Origin of the sequence: Burkholderia sp. ABCPW 111 (assembly GCF_000773065.1) — a bacterium.
Classification (GTDB): Bacteria; Pseudomonadota; Gammaproteobacteria; order Burkholderiales; family Burkholderiaceae; genus Burkholderia; species Burkholderia savannae.
Window position 1 is genome coordinate 58,622 of record NZ_JPWT01000065.1, and the last position, 12,615, is coordinate 71,236.

Annotated in this window: 11 protein-coding genes and 1 pseudogene; 2 read left to right on the forward strand and 10 right to left on the reverse strand. The window is 63.2% G+C overall.

What is annotated here, in order from left to right; translation table 11 throughout:
- Positions 1-8 precede the first annotated feature (8 nt).
- The 3 genes from X946_RS33780 to X946_RS13230 all read right to left on the reverse strand — a co-directional run bounded on the left by X946_RS33780 (position 9) and on the right by X946_RS13230 (position 3,156).
- On the reverse strand, positions 9-410 hold the full coding sequence (locus tag X946_RS33780) for a hypothetical protein (RefSeq protein WP_152611712.1): 402 nt from the start codon (positions 408-410) through the stop codon (positions 9-11).
- A gap of 288 nt (positions 411-698) precedes the next feature.
- Complete coding sequence (locus X946_RS13225; RefSeq protein WP_038748234.1) at positions 699-1,358, reverse strand: TetR/AcrR family transcriptional regulator; 660 nt, start codon at positions 1,356-1,358, stop codon at positions 699-701.
- Between the two features lie 391 nt (positions 1,359-1,749).
- Complete coding sequence (locus X946_RS13230) at positions 1,750-3,156, reverse strand: MFS transporter (protein ID WP_038748236.1); 1,407 nt, start codon at positions 3,154-3,156, stop codon at positions 1,750-1,752.
- 239 nt (positions 3,157-3,395) lie between these two features.
- On the opposite strand from X946_RS13230, the gene X946_RS33785 reads away from it, so the two are divergent.
- Together X946_RS33785 and X946_RS13235 are read left to right on the forward strand one after the other, a co-directional pair.
- A complete protein-coding gene (locus tag X946_RS33785) occupies positions 3,396-3,737 on the forward strand; it encodes a hypothetical protein (RefSeq protein WP_152611713.1) in 342 nt (113 codons plus the stop codon).
- A gap of 102 nt (positions 3,738-3,839) precedes the next feature.
- Positions 3,840-4,727, forward strand: a complete 888-nt coding sequence (locus X946_RS13235; RefSeq protein WP_038748238.1) for a pyrroline-5-carboxylate reductase family protein — start codon at positions 3,840-3,842, stop codon at positions 4,725-4,727.
- A 186-nt stretch (positions 4,728-4,913) separates the two neighbouring features.
- On the opposite strand, the gene X946_RS13240 is transcribed toward X946_RS13235, so the two are convergent.
- From X946_RS13240 to X946_RS31085, 7 genes and pseudogenes are all read right to left on the reverse strand, one after another.
- Positions 4,914-6,218 carry an NAD(P)/FAD-dependent oxidoreductase gene (locus tag X946_RS13240; protein ID WP_038748260.1) on the reverse strand — a complete coding sequence of 435 codons (1,305 nt, stop codon included), beginning with the start codon at positions 6,216-6,218 and terminating at the stop codon, positions 4,914-4,916.
- 156 nt (positions 6,219-6,374) lie between these two features.
- Positions 6,375-7,949 carry a DUF3138 family protein gene (locus tag X946_RS13245; protein ID WP_038748239.1) on the reverse strand — a complete coding sequence of 525 codons (1,575 nt, stop codon included), beginning with the start codon at positions 7,947-7,949 and terminating at the stop codon, positions 6,375-6,377.
- A 65-nt stretch (positions 7,950-8,014) separates the two neighbouring features.
- Positions 8,015-8,944, reverse strand: coding sequence for an ABC transporter permease subunit (locus X946_RS13250; RefSeq protein WP_038748241.1), 930 nt, complete (start codon positions 8,942-8,944; stop codon positions 8,015-8,017).
- The gene (locus tag X946_RS13255) at positions 8,941-9,933 is read right to left on the reverse strand and encodes an ABC transporter permease subunit (protein ID WP_038748243.1); all 993 of its coding nucleotides are present in this window, start codon (positions 9,931-9,933) and stop codon (positions 8,941-8,943) included. Before X946_RS13255 ends, X946_RS13250 begins: the two co-directional genes overlap by 4 nt.
- A complete protein-coding gene (locus tag X946_RS13260; protein WP_038748245.1) occupies positions 9,930-11,084 on the reverse strand; it encodes an ABC transporter ATP-binding protein in 1,155 nt (384 codons plus the stop codon). Before X946_RS13260 ends, X946_RS13255 begins: the two co-directional genes overlap by 4 nt.
- A 189-nt stretch (positions 11,085-11,273) precedes the next feature.
- Complete coding sequence (locus X946_RS13265) at positions 11,274-12,395, reverse strand: polyamine ABC transporter substrate-binding protein (protein WP_038748247.1); 1,122 nt, start codon at positions 12,393-12,395, stop codon at positions 11,274-11,276.
- Between the two features lie 66 nt (positions 12,396-12,461).
- Positions 12,462-12,615: pseudogene (locus X946_RS31085) on the reverse strand (aspartate aminotransferase family protein); the annotation flags it as partial.

The following is a 12,615-nucleotide window of genomic DNA, read 5'->3' on the forward strand; positions in this document are numbered from 1 at the left end:
AAGTTCACTCACCTAGCGAAGGGCGGGCTGACGGTTCTTCCCTTATCGACTCCCCCGCCATTCCAGTTCGCTCTCGGCGCCGAGACGCGGCTTGTATTGAGTTCTCCGACGCGAAACAGGAAAGATGCGTATGCGGCATCCTGTTCGAACGCGACGAGTTGCATGTCGGGATATTTGTCGGCGCAGCCGCGCAGCGCCGTTTTGCGCCATGGCTCGTTGTGGCGGGTCGCGCCGACCACTCTGTCTCTTAAGCCTCGGGGGAGGGCGGCGCGCGGAATTCGCCGTTTCTTCCGGATGGCGAAGTTGCCGCCTTGCTCGCCATCACCGTGACGCGCAATATCACCGCGGCCGGATGTCTTGCGACATTTCGGTCTGCGCGGCATGGCAACCGTCCGGCGTTGGTTCTGCAAGACATGTTCGCCTGCGCGAGCCTGACGATATTGGAGGCGGCGCTGACGGGTGCCGAGCAAGGCGTGGCGTGCGGCTCTGCAGGGGCTCGGTGCCGCCCCAGGCTTCCTGCTTCGGTCGACGAGGCCGCCCCGACGCCTTCGATCGACGCCTTCACTCGATCCCTCGCATGAGGGAGCCGACGCGATTCAATGCACGTTCAGCGTGCGCCTTTCGAATCGGATCGCCACATCCGCGATCATCGCGTCGGGGTTCGCGTCATCGCCGCGATGCCGCTCGCACGGGCGCAATCACCGCGACCGACGGCGCGGCTTGGGCGTTTGCGCCTCGTCCGCAACGCCGACCATCTGCAGGCAAACGGCGGTGACGGCCCGGGCAAATTCGGAATAATCCGCTTCTCGAGCCGCGATGGCATCGTCCGTGGCGCCGTGAACGCCCGCATAGATCAGCAGCGCCGTGATGCGTGGTTGCGTCAACCGCCACACGCCGGCTTTTGCGCCGCCGCTGAGAATGCCCTGAAGCTGATCGAGAATGGCGTTCTTCTCGCGATTGTTCCGCGCGTGGTGGTGATGGTTGATGTAGACGATGTCGTGCGTGCGATATGTTTCTGCGTAGGCTTCGATGCTCGTCCGTATCCATGCGCGCAGCCGACCTAACCAGTCGTCCGCCGCGCAAGCGTCAACGGCCTCTTCCAGGCGGCCGAGGTATTGCGCCGTGTAGCGCTGACCCATGGCCTCCAGGAGTTCGTTCTTCGAGGCGAAGTAATGATAGAAGGTGCCCTTGGCTACTTCGGCCAACTCAACAATTTCGTTGATCGTGGTGGCCTCGACGCCTTGTGCCAAAAATAGCTTCTCGGCCGCCGCCATCAATTCTTCCAGACGTACCTCGGCTGGCTTGGTGCGGGGTGTTTTGGGCGCTCCCTGCTCCCGCTGGCTTGTCTTGTATCTCATCGTGGGGTTCAGAACTTGCGTGCAAAAGTCAGAAGTCTAGGCTACGTCCTCGATGCCACCAACGTTTTTTGTCATCGACCGACCCTCGGCCCATTCAATGCATGAAGGCAAAGTCCGGCTCCTCCCGGCGGTCGCCATGCGCCGGCGTCGCGTTCCGGTTCCGAGCGTCGACGAAATTCCGGAGTGCTTCTCTTTTGGGAAACGTGTCGCCGGCGCATGCGCGCGAAGTCGGCATCGAGCAAGTGCGAAGAATCCGTCACGCCTACTCTATCGTACGTTCCTCGCACGTTGACGGAGAGCATCTGGCGATGCGTCCGGTCAGAAAACCTTGTCGAGGCGGATGCTTTGCCGATATTCGGCAACATGCCCGGGCGGTGAGCCGCAATCCCGTTCAGGCGCGCTGCGCTTGATTCAACATCTTCCGCAGGATATAGCTGGCGATGACGGCGGCTCCCACGTTGAAAAACATGCTGTAGACGAACGCGCTTTGCAGTTGAGAAAATTCCTGCAGATGAGACATTTTTTTCAGCGTTATCTGCAGGATCGTACTGACCGCGGTAACGCCGAATGCCGCGCCCACCTGCTGCAAGGTCGAAACGACACCGGCGGCCATGCCCGCGAAATTTTCCTGCACGTTTGCCAGCACGATATTCAAAAGAGGGGTCATCACCATGCCTTGGGTAAAGCCCAGCGTCCACAATACCGGCATCAGGAGCCACGGCAGCTCGAGGATCGGGAAATATCGCACGGCGAGCATCAGCGCGACGAAACTCGCCGCGTAGGAGGCCGCGCCAATGGAAACGACTTGCGGGCCGGATCGGCCGATTAGCTTGGGCGTCAATAGCGATGAAATGGCGAACCCGATGCTGGTTGAAACATAGGTCATTCCCGCTTCAAACGGGCTTAGCTTCAACCCGGACTGAAGAAAAATTGAAAACACCAACGTGAATGAACCCGCGGTCGCATAGATGCACATGACCAACGACGAGCCCTTGATGAATCGTCTTTCCCTGAGGAGTTTCATGTTGATGAGAGGGACGCGGCCGCTGCGTGCGTAGCGGATCTCGTGTTGCATGAATAGATACAAGGTGCCCAGACCGATCAGCGTGAGGACGTAGCTTTTGAAGCTCCATCCCCAGACGGCGCTCATGAGCAGGGGAAGCAGCGAAACGGAGATCCCCAGGCTCGAAAGAGCGACGCCGGTCCAATCCAGGCTTCTTTTCTGTTCGATGGGCGTATTTCGTAAATGGCGAGAAAAAGCCAGGGCCGCCAGCCCGATGGGAAGGTTGATAAAAAAAATGGCTCTCCATTGCAACTCCAGCAGATTGGCCGAGATGATCAAGCCGCCTAGAACCTGCCCCGCCATCGCGGCGAGCCCGAGCGTCATTCCCAGGTATCCGAAAGCACGGCGGGCGCCGGCCTCGTCAAAATCCGCCCGGATGCTGGCGTAGATTTGCGGAAAGAGCACGGCGGCGGATAGCCCTTGCAAGAAGCGCGCGACGATCAGAACCGTCGCGTGGGGCGCCAGGCCGCAAAGAATCGACGACACCGTGAAGCACAGCATGCCGATCTGATAGGCTCTGCGGCGCCCCCATAGATCACCCAGCCTTCCTCCGGTGATCAGCAATAGACCGAACGATAGCTCATAAGCCACGATGATCATCGTCAACTCGACATAGCTTGCATGCAGTGTCTTTTCAATGTTGACGATCGCGATATTGACGACAAATAAATCGAAAATCGTTACGAATCCGGATAGCAAGAGTGCGAATAAAGCATAGCGCTGCTGGTTGATCATGTGATCCTCGATTTCATTCGATATGCGGGTGGTGGCGCCACCTTGAATCTGGATAAATACCCATGTTGTTGGCTTGACGAAAGGGACAGCCGAAGCTTCTTGAAACGTGGCGTGCAAACGTAATCGAACAAAGGTTCGAATACGCTCGAAATTTGCATTCCTGGTCGTTCGGGTGTGTATCGACAGAGGCATCGACATTTCATTGACCGACGGTCGGTCGTGAACTAGGATAGCAACTCATGCCGATGCTGTCACGCCGCGGTACGAGCAAGACGCCGACGAGGCGCGTCGCGTTCGGGCTTCCGGTCGGCGCGGTGCGGATCAGTGTGCGGATTCGGTTCGACGGCTACCGGGGCGGGTGCGTGCCGCAGCCGGATAGCGCGCCCATGTTGGAAATCGATCGAAACAATGCAATGCGAGTTGCGCCGGGAGAGATCGATGGCGACGAACGATGGCGAGACCTGAAAAACGCGGCACGCCATGACGATTCGATCGCCGAGGCGGCTCGGCCTGCTGCTCATGATCGCGATGCCGCGATGCCGCGATGCGCGTGGCGCGGCGAACGACGTGTCCGAGTCTAATGCCTAGCTATCGCGGGGCCTATTAATCATCGGACGCAGGGTTCATCCGCTCGTTCGCGGCACGGCGACTGCAGGCCGTTTTCAGATTTCTCGATTGGCCCAATGACAGAACAAATTGACCTTTCCAAGGTTATCGGAGGTGATGGGATGACGAGTCAAGGAATCGGAATTGTCGGTGCGGGGCACCTGGGAGTGGCTCTCGCGTCGCGCTTGATCGATATCGGGTTCGACCGTGGGAATGTTTGGCTCGGACATCGTGGTTCTCAAAAATCGCATGCGACGAGTGCGGCGGCGGGAGTCGAAGATCGTCTTGTAGACGTGAATGCGGTGATGAAGAATTGCGATGTGATCTTTTACACCGTTCGACCGATCGATTACCGGATGATTTCCGATTACGAGTTGAGGGAGGGGCAGACAGTCATCTCGTTCCTGGCCGGCGTTTCGCTTTCGAGATTGTCCGATGCGGCGCTTGGGTCGGGCTCGATTGCCCGGGCGATCATAAGCGCGCCGGATACGATTTCCAGCGGGCAGGCACTTGGCGCGACGTGCGGCGACGCGAGTGAATCGGCGAGGAAAGTATTGAAATCCGTCGTGGCGAATACGTTGGACGTGCGATCCGAGAATCAGGTCGAGCCGGTTACCGTCCTTGGCACGTGCCTTCCGTTCATATTGATGTACTGCGAATTCATGAGGGTGGCCGTTAGCGATCGAGATATATTGAAGTGCGCCGGAGATTACGGGCTCGATGAATGGGCAGGAGTGATCGACTGGGCGAGACGGGTTAGGCCTCGAGGCTTGAATCCTGGTGAAATCGAAAACTATGTGAGCCGATGCGCGACTCCGGGCGGCATTGCCGAAAAAATTATCAACTCGCTTCGACTTCATCGGGATTTTGCAAGGACTGTTCGAGAAGGGATCGAGCATGCCCAAACGATGCTCTGCGTTCAGATGGAGAAGCGCGAGTCCATCGGGCTTGGCGGGAACGTTTGACGGAATCGAAGGGGCCTTCGAGCGGCGTTCTCCATAGTGAGCTGAAACGGAGAACGCGCTCGCGAATATCGAATGCATGAAGGCAACGAACGCCCGGAGTCTTATGCATGCGCAGCGGCCGCTTGCCTGCGGCATCGTGGCAATCGAGTGACGAACGTGCCGGGCGAAGGCGGGTGAATTGCGCGTTCAGAACAGCAGCTCGCGCACGCGGTGGTACAGCATGCCCAGTTCGAGCGCGGGCTGCCGCCACGCGGGGCCACCCGGAAAGCGTCGATGCCTGAAGCGTGCGAACAGATCGAATGCGCGCGTATCGCCCGCGATCGCGTTCGCGACGATGCGGCCAGCGATGCCGGTCAGCGCGACGCCGTGGCCGCTGAAGCCCTGAAGGTAGAAGTAGTTCGGATCGATCGCGCCGAAGTCCGGCGCGCGATTGCGCGTCACGTCGACGAAGCCGCCCCACGCGAATTCGATGCGCACGTCGGCGAGCTGCGGGAACGCGCCGACCATCCGGCTGCGGATCGCGTCGACGAACGAGTCGGGCGATGCGCCCGACGAGCTCGCGCGGCCGCCGAACAGCATCCGGTGGTCGGCGGACAAGCGGAAGTAGTCGAGAAAGAAATTGTTGTCGCAAACCGCTTCGCGCCGCGGGATCAGCGCGTTCGCGCGATCGGCGCCGAGCGCTTCGGTCGCGACGATGTACGACGCGATCGGCGCGATGCGCGCGGCCGTCGCCTCGGGCAGCACGCCGCCCGGGCCCGCGTTGCAGCACGCGACGACGTGGCGGCAGCGCACCTCGCCCGCTTGCGTGCGCACGACGGGCCGCGCGCCGCGCACGACTTCGAGCGCGGGCGTGTGCGAGAACAGCAGCGCGCCTTCGCGGCGCGCCGCCTCGGCGAGACCGAGGCAGTACTTGAGCGGATGCAGATGGCCGGACAGCGGATCGTGGACGCCCGCGACATAGCGCGGCGACGCGATGCGTGCGCGAATCGCATCGGCATCGAGCCATTCTAGCGACGGGTGGCCCCAGCGTGACGTCGCGCTGTCCATCCATTGCCGCAGTTCCGGCACGCGGCGCGGATGCGTCGCGACCGTGAGGTAGCCGCGCGTGAAGTCGCAGTCGATCCCGTAGCGCGCGATGCGCTCTTCGACGAGCGCGACGGCGTCGAGCGACAGCGCCCATGCGCCGCGCGCGCCGTCGATGCCGAGCTGGCGCTCGATTTCGCCGTCCTTCGCGAAACCCGCGATCATCTGCCCGCCGTTTCTGCCCGACGCGCCCCAGCCCGGCCGGTACGCATCGAGCACGGCCACCGACAGGCCGCGCGCGCAGCAGTCGAGTGCGGTCGACAGGCCGGCGAAGCCGGCGCCGATCACGCAGACGTCGACGTCGAGCGTGCCGTCGAGCGTCGGGTCGTCGTCGGGACGGGCGGCGGTGGCTTCGTAGTACGAGCGGCGTGCGAGCGCTTCGGCTCGGCGGGAGAAGGTGTCGGTCATGGGCAAATGGTGGAAGTCGATCGGCATCGGCGCATCGCGAGGTCGTGCGGCCGCGATATGCGATGCGCGATATGCAATATGAGGCAATGCGATACGGAAAACGGGATGCGGCGCGAACGGGCGTGCGGCACGCCGCCCGCCGTCGCGCCGTCGGCGTCAGAACGAATAGATGAACTGCGTCGCGAGCAGATCGTTGGACTTGCTGTACGAGCCGTCGTTGCGCAGGAACACCTTGTTGTTCGCCCAGTCGTGCCGGTATTCGACCTTCACGGTGATCTGCTGGGTCGGATAGAACAGCAGATCGAGCGCGACGTCCTGCCGGTTCGCGCCCTTGCACTCGAATCCGAGGCCGCCGTTCGCCTTCGACGTCGCGAGGCAGTCCGCGTCGATGCCGAAGCCGTCCGCGGTATCCATCCCGTTGCCGTTGAGCGCGATCCCGCCGCCGCCGCCGCCGTTCTTGCTGTTCGCGAGGAAGTCGTAGCGCACCGTCGCGCCCATCCGGCCGAGCACCGGCACGTTGAACTTGCGGTGCGCGAGCAGCGACAACCCGTACCACTGCGCGCGGCCGCCGTTGAACGCGGCGTGCTGTTGCTGGCCGTAGTCGATTTCCGCGTTGTACTGAATGTCGGCGAGCGTATAGGTGGCGTCCGCTTCCGCGAAGAAGAACGCGCCGTACGGGCTCGACGCCTGGCCGCCCGGACCGTAGACGATCGCGCCCGACTGCGTCGTCGCGCTGCCGAGCGTCTGTCGCCCGACGTTGAACGAGCCGCCGAGATCGAGCGCGCTCGACCACGTGTAGTCGACGCGCGCGGTGAACGTCGGCACCTTGTTGCTCGTCGTGATCGGATCGCCGAGCGCGTTCGTGCCCGTCTGCGTGACCGAGCCGTACGTGCGGTACTGCTCGTTGCCGAGCAGGAACTTCCACGCCCAGTTGCCCTTCGTGTAGTTCGCGCCGATGCCGATGTAGCTGCCCGGATCGGAGAAGTCGTACAGCAGGTTGTGCGTGAGCGTGAGCATCTGGTTCGACTGCTGCACCTCGTAGCCGCCGAAGCTCGGCACGAGGCCCGCGACGAGCGTCGTCGTCGCGCTGAGCGGCACGTTGACGACCGCGGTGTTGAGGATGTTGTTGCCGATGTTGCCGCGCGAGTTCTGCAAGAGCGTGATGCCGTTGCCGCGGTTCGGCATCAGCGTGATCTCGGCCGACGGCGCCATCGGGCCGACGCCGAACGTCTTCTTGATGTCGAGATACAGATCGCCGAACGTGCTGTTGAAGTAGTTGTAGTTGCTCTCGTGGTTCGCGAACAGGAACGACGACGTGCTCGCCGCGCGGTTGAACACGTAGGTCGGATCGATGTAGCCCGTCACCGACAGGCCCGCGATCGGCCCCGTGTTCGCCGCGTCGGTTAGCGAATCGACCTTCAGTTGCTGATTCGCGATCTGCTGCTTCATCTGCGTGACGTCGTCGTTCGTCAGCGCGGCGGGTGCGCGGCCGTAGTCCGGCGACGATTCGTCGACAGGCGCGGCGGCTGTCGCGGCTGCCGCACCCTTGCCCGCAGCGCCGCCGCCCGCAGCGCCGTTTTGCGATGCGAGCGCGGACCGCAGCTCCTTCACCTGCGCCTGCAGTGCGTTCAGCTGCGCCTGCAGCGCCTTGATCTGCGCGCTCGTCGATGCGGCGCCGGCGAAGCCGGGAAGCGACCCGGCCACGAGCAGACAGATTAACTTCTTTCTCATGCAAATTCTCCTGATTGATCGTATTGCGAAGGACTTCGGTGCTCGTTCGGGCGATCGGGGCGGCGTCAGGCTGTGCCGAGCGACTTTCTCGTCGCGGCGGTTTGCGGTGCGCGCGGCGCGCTGCCGGGCGCGTCGGATTCGGCGGCGTTGGACGGCGCGGGCTGCGCGAACGCAAGACGCATGTCGCGCTCGCGCCGGCGCTCGCGGCTCAGCATCATCTGGTTGACGAGGATCACGCCGATCGTGACGGCGGTGATGAAGAGCGTCGCCAGCGCGTTCATTTCGGGATTGAGGCCGAGGCGCACGCGCGAGAACACGACGAGCGGTAGCGTCGTCGAGCCGGGGCCGGACAGGAACGCGGACAGCACGAGATCGTCGATCGACAGCGTGAACGACAGCAGCCAGCCGGACAGCAGCGCCTGCGAGATCAGCGGCAGCGTGATCACGAAGAACACCTTGAGCGGCGTCGCGCCGAGATCGAGCGCCGCTTCTTCGAGCGACTTGTTCAGCTCCTTGACCCGCGACTGCACGATGATCGCGACGTACGACACACACAGCATCACGTGGCCGATCCAGATCGTCACCATTCCGCGGCCCTTCGGCCAGCCGAGCATCTGCTCGAGCGCGACGAACAGCAGCAGCAGCGAGATGCCCTGGATCACCTCGGGAATCACGAGCGGCGCGTTGATCATCCCGGTGTAGAGCGTGAAGCCGCGAAAGCGTCCGAAGCGCGCGAGCACGAAGCCCGCCCACGTGCCGATGAATACCGACGCGAACGCGGTCAACAGGCCGATCTTCAGCGACAGCCACGCGCTCGTCAGCAGCTCGTCGTCCTGCAACAGCGCCGCGTACCACTTCAGCGAGAAGCCGGACCAGACGGTGACGAGCTTCGATTCGTTGAACGAATAGACGACGAGGCTCGCGATCGGGATGTACAGGAACAGGAAGCCGAGCGTCAGCACGCCGGCGGAAAGCGGCTTGTTGGGCTTGATCATTTCGCGTCCCCCAGTTCCTTCACCTGGTAGTACTGGAACACGGCCATCGGCACGAGGAGCAGCAGCACCATCGCGACCGTCACCGCGGAGGCCATCGGCCAGTCCATGTTGTTGAAGAACTCGTCCCACATCACGCGGCCGATCATCAGCGTGTCGGCGCCGCCGAGCAGCTCGGGAATCACGTATTCGCCGACGGCCGGAATGAACACGAGCAGGCTGCCCGCGATGATTCCGTTCTTCGACAGCGGCAGCGTGATTTGCGTGAACGCGACCCAGGGCTTCGCGCCGAGGTCGTATGCGGCCTCGAGCAGCGTCAGGTCCATCTTCACGAGGTGCGCGTAGAGCGGCATCACCATGAACGGCAGGTACGAATAGACCATCCCGATGTAGACGCCCGCATCGGTGTGATAGAGGCGCAGCGGCGAGTGAATCAGGCCGATCGCGATCAGCGCGTGGTTCAGCAGGCCGTCGTCCTTCAGGATGCCGATCCATGCGTAGACGCGGATCAGGAACGATGTCCAGAACGGCAGCATCACGCCCATCATCAGCAGGTTGCGCGTCGCGGGCGCGGAGCGCGCGATGTAGTACGCCATCGGATAGCCGATCAGCAGGCAGAACAGCGTGGACACCGCGGCCATCTTCAGCGAGCTGACGTAGGTCGCGACATAGAGGCTGTCTTGCAGCAGGAACGCGTAATGGCCGAGCTGCAGCGCGAACTGCACCGCGCCGTCCTTGACGCTCATCAGCGCGGTGTACGGCGGGATGCCCATCACCTGATCGGCGAAGCTGATCTTCAGCACGAGCACGAACGGCAGCGCGAAGAACAGCGTGAGCCAGAGGAACGGCACGCCGATCGCGACGCTGCGGCCGGACGGCGTGAAGCGCGCCGCGATGCGCGTGACGAGCGCGCGCGCGGGCGACGCGCTTCGGGCGGCGCAGGAGGCCGCCGCGAGCGAGGAAGAGGGAGAGGAAAAGGGAGAGGTTCTCATTGCGTCAGCACCACGCCGCTTGCGGGCGACCAGGAGACGAACACGTCGTCGTTGTAGGCGGGCGCACCTTCCTGCATCAGGTGCGAGCTCGAAAGATTGGACACGACGGTCTTGCCGCTCGGCAGGCGCACGTGGTACAGCGAATAGCTGCCCATGTACGCGACGTCGGTGACGACGCCGCGCGCCCAGTTGTGCGGCGCGCTCGGGCGCTCGCGCGACACGCGCACGCGCTCGGGCCGCACCGAGATGCCGACCGGCATGCCGAGCGGCCCCGTGACGCCGTGGCTCACGTACATCCGCGCCTCCAGGTCCTCGCTTTCGACGAAGATGTGATCGGGCTCGTCCTCGACGACGACGCCCTCGAACAGATTCGTCGAGCCGATGAATTCGGCCGAGAAGCGGCTGTTCGGGAATTCGTAGACCGCGCTCGGCGTGCCGATCTGCACGATCCGGCCTTCGCTCATCACCGCGAGGCGGCTCGCCATCGTCATCGCTTCTTCCTGATCGTGCGTGACCATCACGCAGGTCACGTCGACCTTCTCGATGATGTTGACGAGCTCGAGCTGCGTCTTCTGGCGGATCTTCTTGTCGAGCGCGGACATCGGCTCGTCGAGCAGCAGCAGCTTCGGGCGCTTGACGAGCGAGCGCGCGAGCGCGACGCGCTGCTGCTGGCCGCCCGAGAGCTGATGCGGCTTGCGCTGCGCGTAACGGCTCATCTGCACGAGGTGCAGCGCATCGGCGACGCGCTCGCGGATCTCGTGCTTGGGCGTGCCTTCCTGCTTCAGGCCGAACGCGACGTTCGACTCGACCGTCATGTGCGGAAACAGCGCGTACGACTGGAACATCATGTTCACGGGGCGGCGATACGGCGGCAGGGTCGCGAGATCCTCGCCGTCGACGAAGATGCGCCCGGACGTCGCCGTCTCCAGCCCGGCGAGCATCCGCAGCAGCGTGGACTTGCCGCAGCCGGAGCTGCCGAGCAGCGCGAACAGCTCGTTCTTCGCGATCGACAGGCTGACGTTGTCGACGGCGGTGCTGTCTCCGAATTTCTTCACGACGTTCTCGATGCGGACGAACTCGTTCGTTCCGGACGGTTTGCCGGCCGGGGGGCGCGCCAGTTGCGCGGTGTCGATTGAAGGCGTCGATTTCATGATGTAGCCATCCTTCGTTGGGGATCGCAGGCATGAGCGCTCCCGCGCGACGCGCACGATGCGAATCGCGGAGGCACTGCGACCGGGAGTCGAGGCGTCGGGCGTTTCAGGTCGAACGCGCCGGCGCCGGCTTGCTTGCTTCGGGCGGGCAGCGGTTGAGCGACTGCTGCCCGCGGCCGTCGTTCGTGATCAGTGTCCCGTCTTCAGTTGCGCCCACAGGCGGTTTTCGAGACGCAGGATGTCGGCGGGCATCGGCCGCATCAGCGTCATCTTCTTCAGCACGTCTTCGGGCGGGTAGACGGTCGGGTCCTGCGCGACGCCCGGCACGACGAACTGTCGCGCCGCGCGGTTCGCGGTCGGGTAGAACACTTCGTTCGTGATCGCCGCGTTGACCTTCGGGTCCTCGATGTAGTTGATCCATTTCAGCGCGGCTTCCGCGTGCGGAGCGTCCTTCGGAATCACCATCACGTCGAACCACAGCAGGCCGCCTTCCTTCGGGTTCGAGAACTTGATGTCGTACGAGCGCTTCGCTTCGGCCGAGCGGCGGTGCGCGATGCCGACGTCGCCCGACCAGCCGAGCGCGACGCACACGTCGTTGTTCGCGAGATCGTTGATGTAGCCGGACGAGTTGAACTGCGTGATGTACGGGCGGACTTTCTTCAGCACGTCGAACGCCGCCTGGTAGTCGGCCGGATTCGTGCTGTTCGGATTCCTGCCCATGTATTGCAGCGTCGCGGCGAACACGTCGACCGCCTGATCGAGGAACGACACGCCGCAACCCTTCAGCTTCGACAGGTTCGCCGGATCGAGCACGAGCGCCCAGCTGTCGACGGGCGCGTTTTCGCCGAGCGCCTTCTTCACCGCCTGTACGTTGTAGCCGATGCCGTCGGTGCCGAACGCCCAGGGCACGCCGTACTGATTGCCCGGATCGGCGTCGGAGATCATCTTCATCAGCGTCGGATCGAGGTTCGACAGATTCGGCAACTTCGACTTGTCGAGCTTCTGATAGACGCCCGCCTGAATCTGCTTGGCCATGTAGTTCGACGTGGGCACGACGATGTCGTAGCCGGAGCTGCCCGCGAGCAGCTTCGCCTGCAGCGTGTCGTCGCTGTCGTAATTGTCGTACTTGACGTGGATGCCCGTCTGCTTCTCGAAGTTCGGGATCGTGTCCTTCGCGATGTAGTCGGACCAGTTGTAGACGTTCAGCTCGACCCCGGCCGCCTGCGCGGCCGGAACGGACAAGGCCGACGCACCGGCGAGCGCGACGAACGCAGCGCGCGCGACCGCATGACGAAGATGGCTCACACTCATGTTGTTCCCCTGATGATGAAGGTGGGGAGCGGCGCACGAGCGCCGCCCGCCCGATTGGCAATACGGTTAGGAAAGGCCCAGTTGCTGCGCGGTCGCGTCGATCGCCTTCTTCGCTTTCGATACGATCTCGTCGATCTCAGTCTTCGAAACCACGAGCGGCGGCGACAGCAGCATCCGGTCGCCCGTCGCGCGCATGATCAGGTTGCCGTTGAAGCAGTAG

Bases quoted from the DNA above. Each gene is read 5' to 3' on its own strand.
- X946_RS13225 (WP_038748234.1), bottom strand. From the start codon at position 1,358: ATGAGATACAAGACAAGCCAGCGGGAGCAGGGAGCGCCCAAAACACCC.
- X946_RS13230 (WP_038748236.1), bottom strand. From the start codon at position 3,156: ATGATCAACCAGCAGCGCTATGCTTTATTCGCACTCTTGCTATCCGGA.
- X946_RS33785 (WP_152611713.1), top strand. From the start codon at position 3,396: ATGCCGATGCTGTCACGCCGCGGTACGAGCAAGACGCCGACGAGGCGC.
- X946_RS13235 (WP_038748238.1), top strand. From the start codon at position 3,840: ATGACAGAACAAATTGACCTTTCCAAGGTTATCGGAGGTGATGGGATG.
- X946_RS13240 (WP_038748260.1), bottom strand. From the start codon at position 6,218: ATGACCGACACCTTCTCCCGCCGAGCCGAAGCGCTCGCACGCCGCTCG.
- X946_RS13245 (WP_038748239.1), bottom strand. From the start codon at position 7,949: ATGAGAAAGAAGTTAATCTGTCTGCTCGTGGCCGGGTCGCTTCCCGGC.
- X946_RS13250 (WP_038748241.1), bottom strand. From the start codon at position 8,944: ATGATCAAGCCCAACAAGCCGCTTTCCGCCGGCGTGCTGACGCTCGGC.
- X946_RS13255 (WP_038748243.1), bottom strand. From the start codon at position 9,933: ATGAGAACCTCTCCCTTTTCCTCTCCCTCTTCCTCGCTCGCGGCGGCC.
- X946_RS13260 (WP_038748245.1), bottom strand. From the start codon at position 11,084: ATGAAATCGACGCCTTCAATCGACACCGCGCAACTGGCGCGCCCCCCG.
- X946_RS13265 (WP_038748247.1), bottom strand. From the start codon at position 12,395: ATGAGTGTGAGCCATCTTCGTCATGCGGTCGCGCGCGCTGCGTTCGTC.